This is a genomic window from Saccharibacter floricola DSM 15669 (assembly GCF_000378165.1).
In the GTDB taxonomy this organism is placed as follows: Bacteria; Pseudomonadota; Alphaproteobacteria; order Acetobacterales; family Acetobacteraceae; genus Saccharibacter; species Saccharibacter floricola.
This window is the reverse complement of sequence record NZ_KB899339.1, coordinates 45,676-65,390: the sequence shown is the minus strand read 5'-3', so window position 1 is coordinate 65,390 and position 19,715 is coordinate 45,676. Positions and strand designations below refer to the sequence as shown.

General features: G+C 51.2%; 15 protein-coding genes. 8 read left to right on the top strand and 7 right to left on the bottom strand.

What is annotated here, in order from left to right:
* Positions 1-340: 340 nt before the first annotated feature.
* The 3 genes from F457_RS0107555 to F457_RS0107545 form a co-directional block, all read right to left on the bottom strand.
* Positions 341-1,516, bottom strand: a complete 1,176-nt coding sequence (locus F457_RS0107555) for a hypothetical protein (RefSeq protein WP_018980529.1) — start codon at positions 1,514-1,516, stop codon at positions 341-343.
* Between the two features lie 121 nt (positions 1,517-1,637).
* Positions 1,638-3,032, bottom strand: a complete 1,395-nt coding sequence (locus tag F457_RS13330) for a hypothetical protein (RefSeq protein WP_018980528.1) — start codon at positions 3,030-3,032, stop codon at positions 1,638-1,640.
* Positions 3,033-3,096: 64 nt separating this feature from the next.
* A complete protein-coding gene (locus tag F457_RS0107545) occupies positions 3,097-3,894 on the bottom strand; it encodes a hypothetical protein (RefSeq protein ID WP_156809397.1) in 798 nt (265 codons plus the stop codon).
* Between the two features lie 386 nt (positions 3,895-4,280).
* On the opposite strand from F457_RS0107545, the gene F457_RS0107540 reads away from it, so the two are divergent.
* Positions 4,281-5,603, top strand: a complete 1,323-nt coding sequence (locus F457_RS0107540; protein ID WP_018980526.1) for an anthranilate synthase component I family protein — start codon at positions 4,281-4,283, stop codon at positions 5,601-5,603.
* Between the two features lie 835 nt (positions 5,604-6,438).
* Positions 6,439-7,257, top strand: coding sequence for an aminotransferase class IV (locus F457_RS0107535; RefSeq protein WP_018980525.1), 819 nt, complete (start codon positions 6,439-6,441; stop codon positions 7,255-7,257).
* A 214-nt stretch (positions 7,258-7,471) separates the two neighbouring features.
* Here F457_RS0107535 and F457_RS12560 read toward each other — a convergent pair whose 3' ends face one another.
* Positions 7,472-8,377, bottom strand: a complete 906-nt coding sequence (locus F457_RS12560) for a diacylglycerol/lipid kinase family protein (protein ID WP_083912732.1) — start codon at positions 8,375-8,377, stop codon at positions 7,472-7,474.
* Between the two features lie 600 nt (positions 8,378-8,977).
* Between F457_RS12560 and F457_RS0107520 the strand changes: the two genes are divergently transcribed.
* The 3 genes from F457_RS0107520 to F457_RS0107510 all read left to right on the top strand — a co-directional run bounded on the left by F457_RS0107520 (position 8,978) and on the right by F457_RS0107510 (position 11,864).
* Positions 8,978-9,319 (top strand): hypothetical protein, encoded by a 342-nt coding sequence (locus tag F457_RS0107520; RefSeq protein ID WP_018980522.1) that lies wholly within the window; start codon positions 8,978-8,980, stop codon positions 9,317-9,319.
* A gap of 51 nt (positions 9,320-9,370) precedes the next feature.
* Complete coding sequence (locus tag F457_RS0107515; RefSeq protein WP_018980521.1) at positions 9,371-9,664, top strand: hypothetical protein; 294 nt, start codon at positions 9,371-9,373, stop codon at positions 9,662-9,664.
* Between the two features lie 70 nt (positions 9,665-9,734).
* Positions 9,735-11,864 carry a S9 family peptidase gene (locus F457_RS0107510; RefSeq protein ID WP_018980520.1) on the top strand — a complete coding sequence of 710 codons (2,130 nt, stop codon included), beginning with the start codon at positions 9,735-9,737 and terminating at the stop codon, positions 11,862-11,864.
* 411 nt (positions 11,865-12,275) lie between these two features.
* Here the strand turns inward: F457_RS0107510 and F457_RS0107505 are convergent, their stop codons facing one another.
* Entirely contained in the window at positions 12,276-12,707 is a 432-nt protein-coding gene (locus tag F457_RS0107505) for a hypothetical protein (RefSeq protein WP_018980519.1), read from the bottom strand.
* 184 nt (positions 12,708-12,891) lie between these two features.
* Here F457_RS0107505 and ykgO point away from each other — a divergent pair, with 184 nt between their 5' ends.
* The 3 genes from ykgO to F457_RS13935 all read left to right on the top strand — a co-directional run bounded on the left by ykgO (position 12,892) and on the right by F457_RS13935 (position 14,357).
* Complete coding sequence (gene ykgO / locus F457_RS0107500) at positions 12,892-13,017, top strand: type B 50S ribosomal protein L36 (protein WP_026294274.1); 126 nt, start codon at positions 12,892-12,894, stop codon at positions 13,015-13,017.
* A gap of 11 nt (positions 13,018-13,028) precedes the next feature.
* Entirely contained in the window at positions 13,029-13,748 is a 720-nt protein-coding gene (locus F457_RS12555; protein WP_018980517.1) for a tetratricopeptide repeat protein, read from the top strand.
* Between the two features lie 333 nt (positions 13,749-14,081).
* On the top strand, positions 14,082-14,357 hold the full coding sequence (locus F457_RS13935; RefSeq protein WP_169584115.1) for a hypothetical protein: 276 nt from the start codon (positions 14,082-14,084) through the stop codon (positions 14,355-14,357).
* 545 nt (positions 14,358-14,902) lie between these two features.
* Here the strand turns inward: F457_RS13935 and F457_RS12545 are convergent.
* Both F457_RS12545 and F457_RS0107475 read right to left on the bottom strand, forming a co-directional pair.
* Positions 14,903-16,741 carry an HAD-IIIC family phosphatase gene (locus F457_RS12545; protein WP_018980516.1) on the bottom strand — a complete coding sequence of 613 codons (1,839 nt, stop codon included), beginning with the start codon at positions 16,739-16,741 and terminating at the stop codon, positions 14,903-14,905.
* A gap of 341 nt (positions 16,742-17,082) precedes the next feature.
* Positions 17,083-19,311 (bottom strand): primosomal protein N', encoded by a 2,229-nt coding sequence (locus F457_RS0107475; protein ID WP_018980515.1) that lies wholly within the window; start codon positions 19,309-19,311, stop codon positions 17,083-17,085.
* Between the last annotated feature and the right edge of the window lie 404 nt (positions 19,312-19,715).

Genomic DNA, 19,715 nt, shown 5'->3' with positions numbered 1-19,715 from the left:
GGGGGAAAGGTTGGCTTCCGTCTCTCAATACGGACGAACAGTCCTTAACCCTCCTTGAGCTGCTTTCTCCCTAGCCATAGAAGAACATCTCCTTACGCCCCCCTATATACGCCTTTTTGTCAGATCCGAAGCTCGCTCCTTGAAGTCATATTACGGCAAAAAATATGGCCTCCTGTCACAGTCACAAGCCTTCACGGAACACCCCCACTGACCTCCTACCACTGGAAGCCATAAGCGCAGCATACCTTACTTCCAGCACATGTGATGGGGGTAACTTCAGACTGAGTCCCACGAGGTTTGAGGACGCTTAATGTCTTCATCAAGAAGAGAGCCCCCTAATTCAGTGAGGCAGGCACTCAACCGAGCTCCCCACAACGTGACAGGCAAAACCTGCTGAAAACGGGGCTTGGGCGTCTGAACTCTTCCCCTGCTCCCGCTGTTGCACAGCATGGTCATGCATCTGGATAACGTCACGCACACGCTCTGGTTCAATCCCCACAGTAGCCGCCCAATCATACCATGCTTTATCAACACATTGTGCTCGCGCACCATATGAGCGCTCAGAAGAGCATGTTGCGAGCGCCTCATCACGCAGTTCTCTATTACGATCAGACGATTCTCGTCCCTCCTGAACGTCCTTCTGATCAAAGGCGAACGGGCCATCCCACGACGTATGACGTTCTTTAAGCTGCTCGGCCTGAGCCTGCGCTTCCCACAAACGCACATTAGCCGCTTTTGCGTCAAAATGGCCTGTACGCTGCTGCTCGTCCGCTAATGTCAGGTTTATCTTCAATACCGGTGTGAGATCAGATACAACATAACCACCTGCGCGCCGCGCCCACGCGACATAGGCCGCATTATGACACAAAGCCTTATAATGTGGCGTTGGGGCCTTAGAGCCATCATAATAAGACGTGCATTGGTTATCCTGCCATTCTTTCAGCCAATCTTTATTGATCCGACTATTCGCCCGCGCAGGGTCAGGAATATCTAGCGCGCTCATTTCCATCACCACACGCCACTGTAGCCATGCCTCTTTAGGCGCTAGAACCCCCTGCTGCGCTTGGCTTAAAAGCCAGTGATTCTGTGCGAGCACGGCTTGAACCATCGCTGGACGCATCGGCCCACCCGACGCCCAGCGTTGGAAGCTGCCATTCTCACACTTTTCCAAATCGTCCCACTGCGCAGCACGGCCCTCGCTTTGCTCATACCGCGCACGACATTGTGCGATGTCATCGCGCGTCGAGCGCACAGGGTCACTGCCATCTTTGGGGTCTTTCCTCGGGAAAAGAGCGCGAATATTCTCTTCAGCTAAGACAGGAACACACGGGAAAGAGAAAATCGCACAGACAGCATCTTCTCTCGTGCTCATCCGTTGCGGCGTGACAAAACCTCGCTCCCCCCCAGCACCATCATTAAGACCTGCATTATGCACCCCTGCATTGAGGCAGCCTGTTAATAAAGCCGCCGCCCCAAGCGACATAATGAGTGACTTAACAGTGTGTATGGTCGTCATAAATGGCCGTCTCTTCACTCAATAATAAACACGCCTCATCCAGCATGCCTAACAACGTCTTTGATGATTGCAGACAACCATTCTTCCGTCCCTCTGGCAATGGAGAAGATGCCTTCCCCTCTCAGTTAGGCGTACAGCGCACAGATGAACCAACATGATCGCACGTAAAGCCCCTTGAGCGCGCATCATCCAGCGCGCTGGAAACTTCCGACCTCACAGCGGATTTAATCCGATCCACTTGCTCTTGCTCTGCGGCCTCTCGACGTTGCTCTTCCTCTTGCGCACGCTCTGCTTCACGCTCCTGAGCGGCTTGGGCTTCGGCTTGCTGTTGCGCTTCCTTCGCCCGCTCTGCCTCAACTTGCCGCATATGCGCCTCATACCGCGCCGTTGCTTCTGCTTTCACACGCGCTAATGCTCTCTGAGCTTGCTCAGCAGACAAGGTGCCTTGCTCACGCTGCTGAGCGATGCTTTGCGTGCCATGAACCGCCGCTGTGATAATCGCAACGGGCACGTCACTGTCTTTTCCCCAACGATACCACGCATTTACCCCACATTGTTCCTGAGCATGAGCAGAGGCGATATGCGCGCAATGCCCCAACGTCTCGTCACGCACTTGCGCCTTATAGGCGGGTGATGCCTGCCATTCTGCTAATTTCTGAGCTTGGGCCTCTTTCTCTTTGTCTTCCTGCTCCTGACGGGCAGCCTCCTGCTCACGCTCATTCCTTTTAATATCCACCTGCTGTTGCGCAGATTGAAGGTTGGCTTTGATATAATCTTCATCATGACGAGTGTCATTCTCAAGAGCGATATTGGCCTCCATCATGGGAGAGAGATCAGACGCTTGATAACCCCCATAACGCCGTGCCCACGCTGTATAAGCCACCATACGGCAAAGCGCCCTGTCATGCGCCACAGGCTCTGTGCGGCCATCGTAACGAGAATCACATTGCTCGTTCTGCCAGTCTCGCAGCTTATCTCGGTCAATCTCGGGATTGAGGTGCGCTGTGTCCGTTATGGGCACGGTTGCCATTTCCATCGCGATATTCAGGCGCAACCACCCCTCTTCAGTGGACATCTTCCCCTGTGATTGCGCCGTAATAAGAGCGTTATTTTCACGATGCACCGCCTCAATCGCATCGTAGGTCAATGGCCCACCTGCAGCCCATTGGTCAAAGACATCATTTTCACACCGTTCCAGAGCTTCCCATTGCGTAGGCTGGTTTTCTTTTCCCATATAATGCACACGGCACTTTTGAATGTCTCCCCGCGTTGACCGCACGGGGTCACTCTCATCTTTCGGGTCCACCTTTGGGAACAATGTCGGAATATTTTTGACGACCTCATACGGCACACAATACGGAGCCCATATAATACAGCCTGCAATTCTCCCAGCCGTCCCCCCTTTTTCCGCGTTTCTCTCAGGATGAGAACGCATCCCCGCACTCTCACAACCGCTCAGCAGAAACGTGGCTCCGAGCAATAAGGCCGACCACTTTACGTTTGACATATTCATCATTTTATTATTCCATCTTCAAAACAATATGTAGGACTGTTACCCTCTCTTGATCCTCCAAACACCATCACTGGTGCCAAACACGCAAAACAGAGTCTACTCCTGCATAATGAACAGTGCCTTGCTGCTCTGAAGGAGGTGCTTCTGCATGCTGCCCAGCGCGTTGATTGACCTGACCATGCGCCTGTTGCAAACGGTCTAGAGATTTTTTCATATCGTAATGACCGTCTTGTTCATCCTGCGCATTCGCAAGATTTGCGTCTAAAACGGGCGTTAAATCTGACAGACGATAGCCCCCCATCCGACGTGCCCAGGTCAGATAAGCAATGTTATGACATAAAGCCCTGTAATGCGGGTTCGGCGCTTCATGCCCGCTATAGCGACGCGCACAGGCATGTTGTTGCTGCGTCTCTGCCTGATCATACTCAGCTGCATAAGACGTGCGTTCTGAAGCGGAACGATCAACCGCCGCTCCTTCCATCGCCATCATAAACTGCAACCATGCCTCTTCTGCCGAAAGGCGCCCTTGTTGGGCCTGCGCCAAAAGCGTATGATTACGTGTTGTCACCCCGTCTATCGTGCTTTTGTCCAAAGAATGATCAATCGTCCAATACACAAATGACGACTTTTCACACGTCTCTAAGCCGGCCCATAAAGGAGGCTGCCCCTCCTTTCCCTCATAGCCTTTCCGGCATTGCAGAACCGCCTCTTCCGTCGCTAAAACGGGGTCGTCATAATCAAGCGGTGGCTGAGTGGAGAAAAGTGGACGGTTAGACGATCCATCCACCCCTGCGCAGCCACTCATAAGCCCTGCGATACCAACCAACATGGCAAGGGATGTTCTCATAGACGAGGTTTTCTTCACGCTTCTCTCCTCTCATGAGGCCTTCATGCGCCAAGCAAAACAGCCTCTCTATTCTTGGAGAGTAAAGAAACATCCCTTTTCTTTCCTGACAACTTAACATCCTGTAAATCAACAATTCTTACACATAATTAACGTGCAATCCATAGTGTAACCACTCAATAAATTGAGACGTCACATCTCAGAAAAAAACAATGGTTATGAAACACTCACGACCTCCCAATCGGGTGAATATTTTACGTGATATTCTTAATCGCCCCATATCACGCCATTATGACACGCCAGTATCTCTACACGATTGGAACGACCAAAGGGGGCTTGCCAGAGGACATCCCGTCCTGACACAGTAGCCCCTATTTCATTCTTTCTGGTGATGTTGTCCTCTGCCCATGCCCACTTCAGCGCCGCTCTGCACATTGCTTCCTTGGTGCCCACCGGAACGCCTGCTCGCCTTGTGTCATAACCAGCCTCAGAGCGTCTTTCTCGATAGTGGAGGCGACCCCAAGCAAGACCGCCACCGGTGGAGCATTCTCTGCCCACGCCCTTCGGCCTCTTTGAGTATCCTTGGGTTTGACCCCTCAGCCTATTGGAACACGCTGCGCCAGTTCTGGCGTGAGCACACACCCCCCGCCTCTCCTCACTGTGAGCACCTCCCCTTTAGCGGCGGCGTCATCGGTCTTGCCAGTTATGAAGCGGGCCTCGCCTGTGAAGGCCTGCGCTCGCGCCATCCTCTGTCCACACCGCCCCTGACAGCACTCGCCTGCCGTGATCTCTTTGTGATTGATCGCCGTGAACAGGCTCTATGGTGGGTCAGCCCTGACGGAACGCCCCCGCCGCCTTTACCTGAAACGCCTCTTCCTTCGTCCACTCTGCCACCCTTAAACTGGCAGGCAGACTATGATGAGCAAGCCTGGCATCACACGATCGACAAGGTGCGCTCTTACATTCAACATGGCGATATTTTTCAGGCGAATATCACCATGCGCTGGCACAGCTCTCGCCCTGAAAGGCTTGACCTCCTTTCACTGTATCAACGCATGCGCACGCGCTGCCCTGCCCCTTTTGGCGCATGGTTCCATACCGCCAATATCAGCCTCCTGAGCGCGTCTGTTGAACGATTTTTAAGCCTCTCGCCTGATGGCACGATCGAGACACGCCCCATCAAAGGCACAACTGGAATTGACCCAGACCCAACGCGCAATGAGGCCCTGCGTTCCGCTCTGGCTCAAGACACCAAAGAACTCGCAGAAAACCTCATGATTACCGACCTGATGCGCCATGATATTGGGCGCGTCTGTGCGCTAGGTTCTGTCACAGTCCCACAACTATGCGCGGTCGAACGGTTTGAGCATGTCCATCATCTTGTCTCTTCTGTTCAAGGCATACTTAAAAACACACTCGACGGGATAGACCTCCTCGCAGCAACAGTCCCGCCCGGTTCTGTCACCGGAGCCCCTAAACATCGCGCATTAGAGATTATTGATGAGGTCGAACGCTCATCCCGCGGGGCTTATTGCGGCACGCTGTTCCGTCTTGGGTGGGATGGCAGCCTCGACAGTTCGGTTATTATTCGCAGTATCAGCGCCACCGCTCACCAGCTTTCTCTTGGTGCAGGTGGAGGGATCACCTGGCCTTCTGATGCCCAGCGGGAATATCATGAAACCTTATTAAAGGCGGCCCCCTTGTTAGCACTGACGGAACCTTCCTCTTAACAACGGACAAGGCTTGGAGAGGCCTATATCACCAACCCAGCGAACCCTCTCCGATGCTACAGGCTGCCGGCTCCTCTTGCTCCTCTACACGATAATAACGAAACATCTGACATGCTGTTAAAGGCTTCCAGAACGGCACGCCATCACTCCTTTGCTTGTCGACAAAATCAGTGCCAATAAAACTATAATAGGAGACAATGGCACACGAATATGTTCAATGGCACCTATCCTCTCACCTGCCTTTTAGAAGAGCTCATCACGTAATCCAGCCCCTCTGCAATCTAGGCTCGGCTCATACAAGATAATCGTCTATTTCCCCATGTTCTACATGTTGGATACGCATGGCGAGAGATACATGCACGCTAAAGTCAATGAAACTTCCTATATTTGCTACAGTTTCACCAATGAGCAAAGGAAGGCTTTAGTCAAAGCAACAATGGCTTTATGAGAAAAATCCATGCCAGTGTTGATGCCCTCATGAAACTCTCCACCTCAATACCTCGCCGACTTCCAGATGATAAAGAGTACGATGGTGACAGGGTCGAGAAAGGATGTTTTTCGAGCCATCCACCCTGTCATTCCAACGCGTTCAAACCGCACAAAAATAGCCCCTATGATGGTCGTTTTTACAGAGATCACTACCCATTACGACAATATGAAACGTCGATAACACCTTAAAAATTACTCGCCTTTCTCAGTCTCACAGCGGCCAAATGGTAACGACCAGATTGTATCAACAAAGCCCAATCACAGGCTTGGAGAGCGTTCTATGTCACGATATAGTTCCCTTCCGCTTCAGACCTAGCCCTTTTCTCGCTCCATCACGGCTTCTTCCATGACCATCGCTGCGCCTTTTCTTTTGCTTAACCGCACCCTGCTTCCCGTTGATGAGGCCGGGATTACCCCTGCTGACCGTGGGTTTTTACTGGGTGATGGGCTGTTTGAAACGATGCGCGTTTCAAATGGTGAGGTTCCCCTCCTCGACCGCCATTATCAGCGCCTTCGTCACGGCTGTGCTCTGCTACGCCTTCCGCCGCCTGCTCTGGAAGATATGCGCCATGATTGCCACACCCTTCTAGAAGCCTGCACCCTCCATGAAGGCTCTATCCGCTTCACTCTCAGCCGAGGCCCCGGCCCTCGGGGGCTCACACCACCGCAAACGCCGCAACCAACGCAGCTCCTCACCGCGTCGCCTCCGCCACGCACAACCCTTGCACCTGTGCGCGTGCGTATCAGCACGCATCGGCGCGATGCCTTATCGCCCCTCTGTCAGGTCAAGTCTTTGAGTGTTCTCCCCGCTATTCTTGCGCGTCTGGAAGCCCAAGAGCAGGGCGCTGATGATGCCTTAATGCTTAATCACCACGGCTCTGTCACCGAAGCCAGCGCGGCCACCTTCCTCGCTCATGATGGCACGCAGCTTATCACGCCCCCTCTCCATGATGGTGTTCTACCGGGCATTTCACGAGCACGCCTGCTGGAAGCTGGACACTGTAACGAACGCTCACTCACCAATGACGCGCTCGCCACTCTTCCTGCTGCATGGCTGGTCACGGCGTTGAGCCTAACGCCCATTATCGCCATTGATGACCATCCCTTACCCGTATGGGAAAACGAAACAGAGCGCCTGCGCCAATTCCTCTACGGGCTTTCATAAGACCACGCTTCTACCCACCGCTTTCGGCCTCATGGGCAATAATTCTGCTCTGACACGCTGCGTTTATAAGAGGCACGATCGTGGCACATAACATGGCCATTCAACATCACCTCTAATACGCTGCGGCCCTCGTAAGACCCAACCCTTGTCTGTCGCCCTTGTGACAGAGAACATACACCGCGCACACGATAAGTTCCGAACATGTCATATAGCCTTACTCACGATACCCCACCCATAGAGGTGCCTTGGCCACCTGAAAGGCATGTGGCGTTCCATCCTGCCCATCGCCATCAAGCTGAGTGGGCACGTCTCCCGACGACATAATGCGCACTGAGGACGTGACCACACCCTCAGACAGCCCCGGCACCATCATTGTTTTCTTCATCAACACACTTATGATGAGGCGTATTATCGCTCCAACACCTTGTTTCTTTATCAAAATAATATGAAAGCGCGCATGCCCCATCTGGCTGACCGGCGTGATTTGATAACTCCCCGCGTAAAAGCGCCCTTTGGATATAATAGCCGAAACAACCTGATGCACCGTTCCATCGTCACAGATCACTTTAAAGGGACGCGGGCGATAAAACAGCGCGACCTTTAATGCACTCACACCATAGGCATAGCGCCCCATCCAACGTTTCAGCCGCAACGACACAGCCTGCACGATGGCACCATCCCACCCTAAACCAGCCATTTGCACAAAAAGCTCTGTCCTGTGAGGAAAAACAGCCTGACCGGGCCAAATCATACGTGCGTCCCCACGCATAATATGCGCCACATTGTCGTGATCTTTTTGGGGAACTCCCCATTCATGCGCCAAGACATTCGCCGTGCCAATGGGATGCAGACACAGCACGAAAGGCGTGCCCACTAAGAAAGCTGCACAATCAGCAATCGTTCCGTCCCCTCCCCCAATGACATAATGGGTAAAATGCTGTTCCGCCACAGCATAACGCATCTGCTTCTGGGCCTCTTGCCGGCTTGGACTGACGCACAACGTCACATCAGCACCGGCACGCTCTAACAACCGCGCAAAACGCTGAACACGCTGGTGTGAAAACTGCCCCGCTCTAGGGTTTGCTAAGAAAAAGATACGCTTCTTCGTTACAGACATCATAGGCCTCTAGGATCATACATGAGCAAATACCACATTATTTTCCTCTGCCACGCGCCTAAACTCACCAAAATTCCAGCACCATTTACATCACTGCGGAAAGGCCACGATACTCTAGCCTTGTGCTACAAAAGATGACTTACTTAGTCGAAATAGGATGGAATTTTAGGTCTATACCGAAACATATTGAGAAGCGCATCATCCCCTAGGAGCACTGAAAATATGACACCCCTGTATCATCAGAGTAGGCCATATAATAACGTGTGAACACATAAATCATGCCGTCAAATATTCATATATTTTAACAACATACACTATGTTTAATCAGAGCTAGATCCGATCAACAAAATTGATGACGTCTCTCCCAAGAGCTTTTCCTATAATCTGCTCTATTGTATGACTTTTCCCCAGATGACATGTGAATACACCAAGAGAAACAGTATAATTCATACTATCATGATTTAATATGCCACATATTTCGTTCAAATTTTTATCGTCTATATAATCCAATAAATTTCTACGGAAATTCATATTCCTCCCTGTGACCTATGATAAAAGCCTTATGTCATTCTTTCCCCAAAGAACCGATCAGGGAGCATCATCATGGAGCCAACATTTCCCTTATTCTTCGTGATCTTACAATGGGTCGCGCCGTTGACGGTCTGTGTTCTCGCGGGGCTATCGGGCTCTATCTGTGCCCAGCGTAAGAACCGCCACGTCGTGTTATGGGCGGTTCTCTGCTTTGCCTGCCCTGTCATCGTGATGTTTCTTGAGCTGCTCCCACCTAAAAACCGCACTACCAACGCCTCTCAAACAACACCGCGCTTTCCTCCTCTCCTAGAATGGATTGGCGTTTCAGTCGTCTGCATCCTGACCATCCTTCTGGTCATCTCCCTTCTGATCGCCTGCTTAATTGCTCTATCCGCCTTGCTTTTGAAGAAATAATCCTAGGATGATCTTTCCATCACGCTCCTTTCATCACAACAGATACATATTATGACGATTATTCTTTCCCTCCTCATCGGGCTGATCGCCTCTTACGCTGCTTATCTCTGCGCCCTGCGCAAGGGACGGCACGCTCGGCGATGGGCGATCCTCTGTTTGTTGGTCTCCTTTAGTCTCCTCTTCCTTGAGCTCCTCCCCAACCGCCGCTCCCCCACAGAACCTCCCTATCGTTTATCGCCGTTTCAACGCGTGATGGAGATGGCCGGTATTGTCCTCGTCATCATCGTTATTGTGCTGGCTATTCTAGACTATCTTGACGTCCCTGTGCCTTTTCTTGATGGGTAATAGGCTGCTCCTCAGAGTTTTCCTTCCCCACACTATTGACGCTTTCTCAGTAACCGCCACATAGGAACATATGAGTACTCAACAGACGTCTTCCCTTCCCCAAGCCCCTGCGGCTCATCGTAATCCCATCACGCTGGAGCAGCTTGGCCGCACGCGCCAAGACCCTTATGCGTGGATGAAAGATGAAAACTGGCAGCACGTTCTGCGTGATCCCTCCGTTTTGCGTGAGGATATCCGCGCCCATCTGATGGCCGAAAATGCCTATGCAGACGCAGCATTGAAGGAAACAGAAAGCCTCCAGAAGACCCTGTTTGAGGAAATGGTCGGGCGTATTCCCCCAGCAGAAGAAGCTGTGCCTATCCCAGACGGGCCGTGGCTTTATACGTTACGCTTTAAAAAAGGCGCCCAATATCCCCAGCATGTGCGCCGCCCGCGCGATGGTGGGAAAGAAGAAATTCTTCTGGATGTGGATGCGCTGGCCAAAGAACATAGCTTCTACAGCCTTGCTCAAGCGGCCCATACCGATGACCATCGCTATTATGTCTATGCCGAAGATGTGCAGGGCTCTGAAGTGTACCGCATTCAGGTCAAAGACCTGAGCACGGGGGAACTCTGCGCCCCTGCTGTTGAAAGCACGACAGGTAGCTTTACGCTGTCACCCGATAGCCAATGGCTCTTCTGGGTCTATCGCGATGAGTTTGGCCGCCCTTCCCGTATTTATCGCCGCCCGCTCTGTGGTGGTGACGATGTGCTGGTGTTTGATGAAACCGACCCCGGCTTTTTCATTACCATTGGTGTCAGCTCGTCCCGCAAATGGATCGCTATTGAACGCGGCGACCATGACACGAACGAAACTTGGCTGATCCCTGCCCACACTCCAACGGCAGAGCCCGTTGTCGCTGCCCCTCTTGTCCGTGGGGAGCGTTATAGCCTGACCCATTGGAATGATCGCTTCATCATCCTCACCAATCGCGATGGTGCTGTTGACTTCAAGCTGATGTCCACACCAGAAAACGCCACTGGGCGGGAGCATTGGCAGGACTTTCTCCCCTATAAGGAAGAGCATTTTGTGCTGGGTGTCAGCGCAGGACGCCACCATCTTGTCTGGAGTGAACGCCAAAACGGCAATGAGCATCTCTACGTGCTCTCCGCAACCGCAGCAACAGAAGGCACTATTCGGACTCATGCGCAGCGGATCAGTATGGAAGAGCCCGCTTACGATCTCAGCTTGCTTGGTATTTTGGAATATGACCAGCCTGTCTTGCGGTATATCTACCAATCCCCCACAACGCCCGCCCATTGGTATGATTATGACATGACCACGGGGGAGAAGACCTTACGCAAAGTGCGTGACGTTCCCTCTGGGCACGATCCTGCGGCCTATGAAACACGCCGGCTCTTCGCTACTGCTCACGATGGCCAAGAAGTACCCATCACCGTTCTGATGCGCAAAGGCACCGAACTTGATGGCTCCAACCCCATGCTGCTCTATGGCTATGGCTCTTACGGCATTTCTATGGACGCAGGCTTTTCCACCTCAGCACTGAGCTTGGTGGATCGTGGCTGGGTCTATGCCACTGCTCATATCCGTGGCGGGTCTGAAAAAGGCTGGAGCTGGTTCCTAGACGGACGCGCAAAGACCAAAACCAACAGCTTTACCGACTATCTTGCATGCGCCCATCACCTCATCAACACAGGCTATAGCGCCCCTAAACGCATCGTGGCTCATGGCGGCTCGGCAGGTGGGTTGCTGATGGGGGCCATCGCGAATATGGAGCCCGAGCTCTTTGCTGGGATCGCTGCACAAGTGCCCTTCGTCGATATGCTCAACACGATGTCAGACACGACCTTGCCACTCACCCCTCCCGAATGGCCAGAATGGGGCAACCCGCTGACAGACCCTGAGGCCTATGACCTCATCGCCAGCTACTCGCCGTACGATAATATCCGCCCCGTGACCTATCCCCCTATCCTCGCAATGGGCGGGCTTTCTGACCCACGCGTCACCTATTGGGAACCCGCTAAATGGATCGCCCGCCTCCGTGCAGAAGCCAAAGGCGGCCCCTTCCTCTGCCGGATCAATATGGATGCCGGTCATGGCGGCTCCTCAGGGCGCTTCACACGCCTCAAGGAAGTTGCTCTCGTGCAGGCTTTTGCCCTCTGGAGTGTCGCACGAGAACCCCAACATAGAGCAGAATAAAACGGTCGTTAAAATGTTGCTGGGCTATTGCGCCCAGCAGGGTTGGTTAAGGGGCACCGCCACCTTACCCGTCATCACGAGACCCCACAGAAGCCTTATCAGTGATTCTGTGGGGCTCCATTGGCCCCCATAAGGCAGCGGTTGGGTTGGTATCTTCCTGCCAAAATACGCAGCACAGTCACAGGTGAGACTCTGACGCGTCCGACATTATAGACCATACGAACACTCATCTCTTACGCTTCTGTCCACTTATAAAGCGTACAGCCACCGTCAACGATACCAGAATAACAGCTGCTATGGAGCCGCATATAGGTTCACTAACAGTCTCATCAGCCTATCTCAGACAAAAGGCCCCCCGCTTTTTCCGTCAATTATAACCCCATGCGACGCCCTCTCTGCGAAGCTTTTTTATTAGCCGGGATCATCCGCAGGGTCGCCCGGCAGACCCGCACATAGCTTGCTTAACTTATCATCCGTATCCGCTTTTTCGCGGCATAGTCGGTGTGCATCAGCACCGCACATCGTGATCACATCTTCCATGTCAGACGCCAGCACATCACGCACCAAATTGGTGTCAGAGTCGTTATCGCGGCCCTCAACATCATCAAGCTGCTTTTGCATTTTATGCATCTCACCCAAAGCATGAAGGCACGATTCACTCGCCGAATCTGGGCTATAGCGTAACGTCTCTAAGAGACGATTCACCCCTGTACCACGCGCATTGACGTTAGGGTCATCATCATCAGTCTTGGCAGGAGCCGCACCTGCAGCTGTGCAGAACAGTGTCATGCACAGGGCAGAAAAGACAAAAGAACGGGGGGAAACAGCACTAAGACGCATCATGCTGTGAGAATACGCCAGAAAAGCTCTCAAAGAAAAGAGGGTTTTATCGTCGTTTTTCTTGACTCATAGGTGAAAATCACGCTATTCGAACGCCAATTTCGCGGGCATTATAGCCCTGCAACCTGTCGTGGGTCCGGCGTTCATGAGCATCGGGCCCGTCTTTTCTGTCGGGAGCCCGAAGATTATGAAGATTCGTAACAGCCTGAAGTCTGCTAAATTACGTGACAAGAACTGCCGCATTGTCCGTCGTCGTGGCCGTATGTATGTCATCAACAAGCAGAACCCTCGCATGAAAGCACGTCAGGGCTAAGGCTCCGACGGATGCGGTGGTGTGCTCCCTTGTCTGATGGGCAACATCCCCGTGGGTTTAAGCGGCCTTTGGGCCGCTTGGCTGCTCATGCTCTAGCAGCCATGAAGCCTCCTGCCTTCGGGTTGGGGGCTTTTGTTCTGTACACCGCCTTTAGCCCAGCGCTGGCGACACCACACCCAGCGATAGCGCATGAACACACAGGCACTCACGCCTCTTCTGCCAAAGCGCCCCCGCCCAAAAGACGCTCTCTGCGCGAACGACTCCAGCAAGCAGAGCATGACCTCCATCATGCGCAAAATGACCATGACGCCCAACGCGCATGGAACCATGCCGAACAACTCCGCCAACGCACCCTAAGCCCAGGCGTTCAACTCATGGTCAAAGACAGCTTAGAGCAAGCGCAAAAGGGTGAGGTCGATCGTGCAGAGCACCAACTTTCAGCCACCCTCACAATGCAACCCGACAATGCTTTTCTACGCCGCCAGCGCGCCGCTATTCGCCTGTTAGGCAATGACCCAACAGGTGCGGTGCAAGACATTGGCATCAGCCTTAATGAAGACCCACGCGACCCGACCGCATGGATGATGCTCGCAGAAGCTCAAGAAAAGCTCCACCATTCCGACCTTGCTCTTCATGCTTTTGAAGAAGCCATAAGCTGCACGCCCTACCTCCCCGATAAAGACAAACGGCTTGCTCATTACAAACAGCGCGCGTTGGGGCGGGAAGACTAGAGTCTGTTAGACTTTTAATAATCTACTAAGGCAGCGATATAGAGACATAAAAGAAGAACGCAGGCCTATAGCAATTCATGAGCCTCACGAATCCAGTAGTTTTCCTCGTCCCTCAGAGGCTAAACAGACCCATCTCCTCCGCCACATTGAACGACTAGGCCCTGTTAGATTTTGAAAGACGGAGTAAGCTTCCTATCTGTCTATCATGAGTATGAGTGAGTCCATTTTTCTGATGAGAATGGGTCCCTCTGGGTGCCTCTTATTGAGGAGGTCGCCTAAGAACCTTCGGTGGACGATTTCTGTGATTTTCTGGCGGCATCGGAACGGTGCGAAATGGCGTGCCTTGCCCCTGAGTTCGGCCCTTGGTGGATCACTGCGCAATGGTTCACTCGGTGGTCAAAACGTGGTGTTTGGCAACGCTTTTTCAGCAGAGTGAGTCGCAAAGACCCAGCCTTAGGCATGGTCTTCCTTGATGGTACGATCATTCGCGCTCATCACAAGGCCGCCGGGACGGCCAAAAAAGAGGATACACAAGAAGCCAGAGAGATCGTGAAGCTCTTAGCCGCTCACGTGGAGGCTTTGTTACCAAGGCCTGCGACATATAGCTGATGGACGCGGTAAAGCGCTGTCTTTCACGCTTTCTCCCGGGCAGGCACATGAATTACCGTCTGCTTATGCCCTCCTTGATAACGTGTCTCACCGAGCAGGTTATATCGTCTGCGATCATAGCTCTACTTCCCAGAAGTTTCGTAATGCGCTCCACAGGGCCCGAACTCTTCACGGAATCTATGTGAGGCATATTCTCACTCACAAACAACATAAATTGGTGAATGAGACAGATCCTCAAGCAGGGCACAGGTATAAATTCGTGCACCTTCCGGCTGAAATTATAATAAAGGGAAAAGCCCTGTCGCGTCTATCAGCCCAGCACCATAGACTTTGGTACCAAAGCCTCCACATGAGCGGCCAAGAGCTTCACTATCCCTACAACATTTTCTATATCCCCTATTTGGTAATCCCGGCTGGCTTGTGATGGACACGAATCATTGTGTCCTCACGTTAAAGACCATGCTCAGAGCTGGGTTCTGTCAGCCAAGATAATGAAGAAGTTTGTAACAAACACCCTCTTTCGACCAACGGACAAAAGCTGAATGCTAACCATCAATATGCAAGGGAACTGAAGGCGGATTGACAGCTGTAAAAGTACCAGGATTTTCTAGCTCTTCTTCAAACCCTGCTACAGAAAAATGATTATGGCACGTAAAATTACGCCCCGTATCAACAACTTTAGCCACAACCTTCGGATAGTCTGCAAGAATAATTTTAGCTACATGATGTAAAGTAGCTTGTTCAGAACCAAGTCCAAACACACGGCAGGAAAGAACCTGCTGCAATATCTCCTCACCTTTAAATATAACTGCACCAATTAATCCACTATCAGCCATACGGTCTTTTAGGAATGTGCAAAGAATACGGCCTCCATTTCCTAAAAATACTCGCATTTCTTCGTCTGTCCAACGTTGACCAGTTGTATTAAACTGGTTGGTCTTATTGACCAACTCAAAAGCACGATCGTAGTTAGGATGTGAGGGACTATCAACAAGACTATAGCTCTGTTCAATCTTCAGCGAACCAAGCCAATCTTCACGAGAACCACTTGTATGGGCCATATCACGCTGTATTTTTGCCCGAACCGAAGCCGTACGTAGCCGTGCCTCACCACTCACCTTCGCTACTTGTGTTAGGGGAGAGAACAAAATCTTACGACGCCAATCATAAGGTTCAGTATGCAAGATATGAATATCGGGAAATACCTTGCGCACTTCTTCAACTTCCCGTGGATTATCATCAATAAATAACGCATTTTCAGGCAGGATATTAACCTCTGACAATATCCGACGAATATTGTCAGACTTGGGTTCATAATCAATTTTTACCGAAACAAAGTCTTCAATCTGTAGACCGTCGCGAAATGCTTGCTTAAATTTCTCAAGAGTAGGCTCATAATCATTCCTAGAACAAATAGCCAACATACCCCCACGCGCTTTATAAATCATCAAGGCCTCAGCAAGACCTAACGCCCAAGTTCCGGTTTCTTTCCAGGTCATATGTTCTTTTTCACCCGAAATACCGCTCCATAACGTATCATCAAGGTCGCAGATAATTAGCTTGATATGTAAAGGATCTAAAACAATCCGAGTATTATCAGCTAGGCGTTGCGCAACCGCGTAGCTTGCATGATTATAAGAATCTCCATTCTTATACATATCATGCATTCGCGTAAGTGGCGTCATACGTTGGGATTCATACTCAATATCTTCATCAAAATCATGAATAAAACTCGCATGTGCTACTTGTAGAAGGTAATCGTCCTGAGTATATATTCTTCCATACTCTTCAATAACTTCATTCATGTCGAAAAAATAACAATTTTCCATATTTTCTATTTTTTTGTACAAATATTCATTTAAAGATTGTACAAAATAAGATATATTATTAAGATCATATCTTGGGAAGAGATTGCCAAAATAATTTCGCCGTGGCTCCAAAAAGGAAACAAAAAAAGTTGGTCTTTTTCCTATAAAATTTTCAGATGCTTGTACTTTCCGCAGTAAATCACGAATATTCTTCTTGCAGGCGTCGAAGAAATCTTCAATTTTGTGCTCTTCAACAGCACGTACCCACAGAGGCTCCACTTCAATAACTTGATCTGGAATATTAGGAAAAGTATCAAGAGCCGAACGCGTGAAAATATGGCGCAGGGTAAGGCCTAGGACATTCGCATCATATTCACCAGAAGGATCAATGTCAGGAAAGTCCACCCACGGATGATTCATCCATAAAAGGGTATCTGCAGTATGTCCAAGTTCAAGAAGCGCACCGTGCACGGGAGCTAACTGACACGTTGAAACAAGTAAAAAACGAAGCGGTTCCAACTCCACTGGTGATAAAAAATTATCTCCATTCTTTAACCTTGGAAAATGATGCCCCATTGTCTATCCTTTAATAGAATTTAGAAGTTACAACCTATAAGACGATATTATCGTATCATCATAATATCAACAAAAATTTATTTTCAGCCACATTGACATTGCAATACTGCTATTTAAGTGCTCTATCCTTTTTCTAGTGCTAAAAAGATACCATATATGAATAATGACAAAATATTTTCTAAATGAAATACAGTTATTATATAATACTAACCATTTTATAAATGATACTTATAGAATTCATGCATCATAAAATAGTTATGACATTATTATATTCTGATGTATGAGATGTGCCTTTAGGTAGAAATACCATTAAGATACAATGAAAATTTTGGTGTTAATCCTTACATAAACGACACGGGGTCAATATCAATCTCCAGCTTGGCTTCTTTACTAAGCTTTACATCCCCCAGCCAACGCCGCAATAATGGTTGTACTGCTATACCACGTCGCGTGCGTAGCAGCAGGCGAAAGCGGTAACGCCCCCTCAGCAACGCCAAAGGCGCCGGTGCAGGGCCAAGCACCTGTATGCCCTCACCCTCAGGAGCATTGAGGGCAATGTGACGTGCAAGCTGCTCAGCATGGCTTTCCTTAGGGGCACTCACAATAACCGCAGCTAGCCGCCCATAAGGAGGCCAAAAGCCCGGACGGCGTTGTGCGGCTTCTTGCTCCATAAACGCTTGAAAATCGTTATGTTGAAGAGCCTGCATCACCGGATGATCGCTCACATAGCTTTGCAACATCACCTGCCCGGGTTTTTCCCCACGGCCTGCACGTCCTGCGACTTGATGGAGAAGCTGCATTGTGCGTTCAGCAGCACGCAGATCGCCTCCGCCCAAGCCTAAGTCTGAATCCACCACGCCAACTAACGTAAGATTGGGGAAATGCCAGCCTTTCGCGACAATTTGTGTGCCGATAATGAGGTTCACGTCATTATTGGCAATACGCCCCACTGCCTCTGCCATAGCCGCAGGCGAGGTCAACGTGTCTGATGCCATACTGAGCAGCTTAGCCTGCGGGAAACGCGCACGCACTTCTTCATCAATGCGTTCAATCCCCGGGCCAATCGGCACCAAACTATGCTCTGCCCCACATTCAGGACATACAGGCTTGAGCGGCTCGACCCGTTCACAATGATGGCACGCAAAGACCCGACGCGCACGATGTTCCACCATCCAAGCCGAACAATTCGGGCATTGAATGCGATGACCACAGGCTCGGCAAAGCGTCAGAGGGGCATAGCCACGGCGATTGAGAAACAGCATGGCCTGCTCACCCGCTTCGAGACGCTTTTCAATCGCGTCACACAGCACAGGTGAGAGAAACAGCCCGCGCTCTGGCCCATGTTCGCGAAGGTCAAGCAGTGAGATCTCAGGTAATTGCGCCCCACCATGCCGCGCATCAAGCTGCTCATGACGGTAACGCCCCTGCTCCACATTGGCGAGCGTCTCCATTGAAGGCGTTGCAGAGACAAGCACAATAGCGGCACGCGCCATGCGGGCCCGCACAATGGCCATATCGCGCCCATGATACAGCACGCCTTCCTCTTGCTTATACGTGCTCTCATGCTCTTCATCGACCACAACCAGACCGAGATCCGTAAAAGGAAGGAACAACGCCGACCGCGCCCCAACCACAACACGCGTCTGGCCTGATTCAACCGCGCACCACGTTTCACGCCGCGTTTTATGCCCAAGTTCCGAATGCCACACGGCAGGTTCTACGCCAAAACGCGCAGCAAAACGGCTCGTCCATTGGGCGGTTAAGACAATCTCAGGAAGCAAAACCAGCACCTGCTTACCCTCACGCAGACAGGCCGCTACCGCTTCAAAATAGACTTCCGTCTTGCCCGACCCTGTCACCCCCTCCAACAGCGTGACCTCAAAGCGTTGGGCCTGCACAGAATGCACAAGCGCCTCTGCCACCGCGGCCTGATTGGGCGATAAAATGGGGGGATGATAGTCAGGATCAGGCCGCTTCTGCACGCTTGGCCGGTCTATCATACGCTCTTCAAGCAAACCTGCTTGGGCAAGTCCCCGGATCACCGCTGCACTCGCCCCACTGCGTTCACTCAGCTCTGTTACGGTATGGGGCTGCTCTTCTGACACAGCGTCCAGCACCGCTTGCCGTGCCGGTGTCAGACGAAACCCAGCCGGCATAGACGCCTCTGACCGCACCCAACCTGTGACCGGCTTTATCCCGCCTGCAGCGGGAACACGCATGGCAATCGCCAGCACCATGCCCGGGGCATTCATGCCATAAGCCGCGACCCAATCAACAAAATGCCGTAAACTTTCCGGCAAAGGCGGCATATGCTCCACCAACCCCTCAATAGACCGCAACTTTGCCAATGCCACGATACGTTTCGGTGGAGCTGGGCGTAAATCAGGTGGAAGAGACGGGGCAGACGGCCCCCATACACACCCTACGACCTCTTTCTTCCCCAACGGCACCCGCACCAACGTGCCCGGCGGCAAGGGATACGCACTGCGATAATCTAACGGCCCCGCAAAAGGACGCGGCACCAGCACCGAAACACGATGCGTGTGATCGTTGGAAACACGCGGTGACATGAGGGAGGACTCTATGACCATGTTGTAAACATAGCCCGTTTAGGGATAGAAAACCATGAACCGTCTGTTTAAAAAACGCTTTGCCCTCTTAGGTGCAGTATAATGAATGCCACGTTACGGGCCCATACGTCACGTATAACGCGGATCAATATCCTCAATATCATTACATATACCAAATAAACTTACGAAAAAGGGAGCTATATCCTTAACAAGACTGAGGTTACTATCCGTCATTTCCACCATTATAGCCAAAGCTCATATTGATCGTCTCATCATATGTTAGCCGCGACGTATTTAAGAGCTTCTCAAACTGTTTTTGGCTGAAAAAACCTCCATGAGGCCCCTTCATTTCCAGTGAACCACGATATTCAGTCAAATTTGAAAGAGGCTTCAGATACCAAAGT

Coding starts and splice junctions, on each gene's coding strand:
- F457_RS0107505 (WP_018980519.1), bottom strand. CDS start 12,707: ATGATGCGTCTTAGTGCTGTTTCCCCCCGTTCTTTTGTCTTTTCTGCC.
- F457_RS0107555 (WP_018980529.1), bottom strand. CDS start 1,516: ATGACGACCATACACACTGTTAAGTCACTCATTATGTCGCTTGGGGCG.
- F457_RS0107520 (WP_018980522.1), top strand. CDS start 8,978: ATGGAGCCAACATTTCCCTTATTCTTCGTGATCTTACAATGGGTCGCG.
- F457_RS12545 (WP_018980516.1), bottom strand. CDS start 16,741: ATGGGGCATCATTTTCCAAGGTTAAAGAATGGAGATAATTTTTTATCA.
- F457_RS0107535 (WP_018980525.1), top strand. CDS start 6,439: ATGACCATCGCTGCGCCTTTTCTTTTGCTTAACCGCACCCTGCTTCCC.
- F457_RS0107540 (WP_018980526.1), top strand. CDS start 4,281: ATGCCCACTTCAGCGCCGCTCTGCACATTGCTTCCTTGGTGCCCACCG.
- F457_RS0107515 (WP_018980521.1), top strand. CDS start 9,371: ATGACGATTATTCTTTCCCTCCTCATCGGGCTGATCGCCTCTTACGCT.
- F457_RS12555 (WP_018980517.1), top strand. CDS start 13,029: ATGCGGTGGTGTGCTCCCTTGTCTGATGGGCAACATCCCCGTGGGTTT.
- F457_RS12560 (WP_083912732.1), bottom strand. CDS start 8,377: ATGATGTCTGTAACGAAGAAGCGTATCTTTTTCTTAGCAAACCCTAGA.
- F457_RS0107510 (WP_018980520.1), top strand. CDS start 9,735: ATGAGTACTCAACAGACGTCTTCCCTTCCCCAAGCCCCTGCGGCTCAT.
- F457_RS0107475 (WP_018980515.1), bottom strand. CDS start 19,311: ATGTCACCGCGTGTTTCCAACGATCACACGCATCGTGTTTCGGTGCTG.
- F457_RS13330 (WP_018980528.1), bottom strand. CDS start 3,032: ATGATGAATATGTCAAACGTAAAGTGGTCGGCCTTATTGCTCGGAGCC.
- ykgO (WP_026294274.1), top strand. CDS start 12,892: ATGAAGATTCGTAACAGCCTGAAGTCTGCTAAATTACGTGACAAGAAC.
- F457_RS13935 (WP_169584115.1), top strand. CDS start 14,082: ATGGCGTGCCTTGCCCCTGAGTTCGGCCCTTGGTGGATCACTGCGCAA.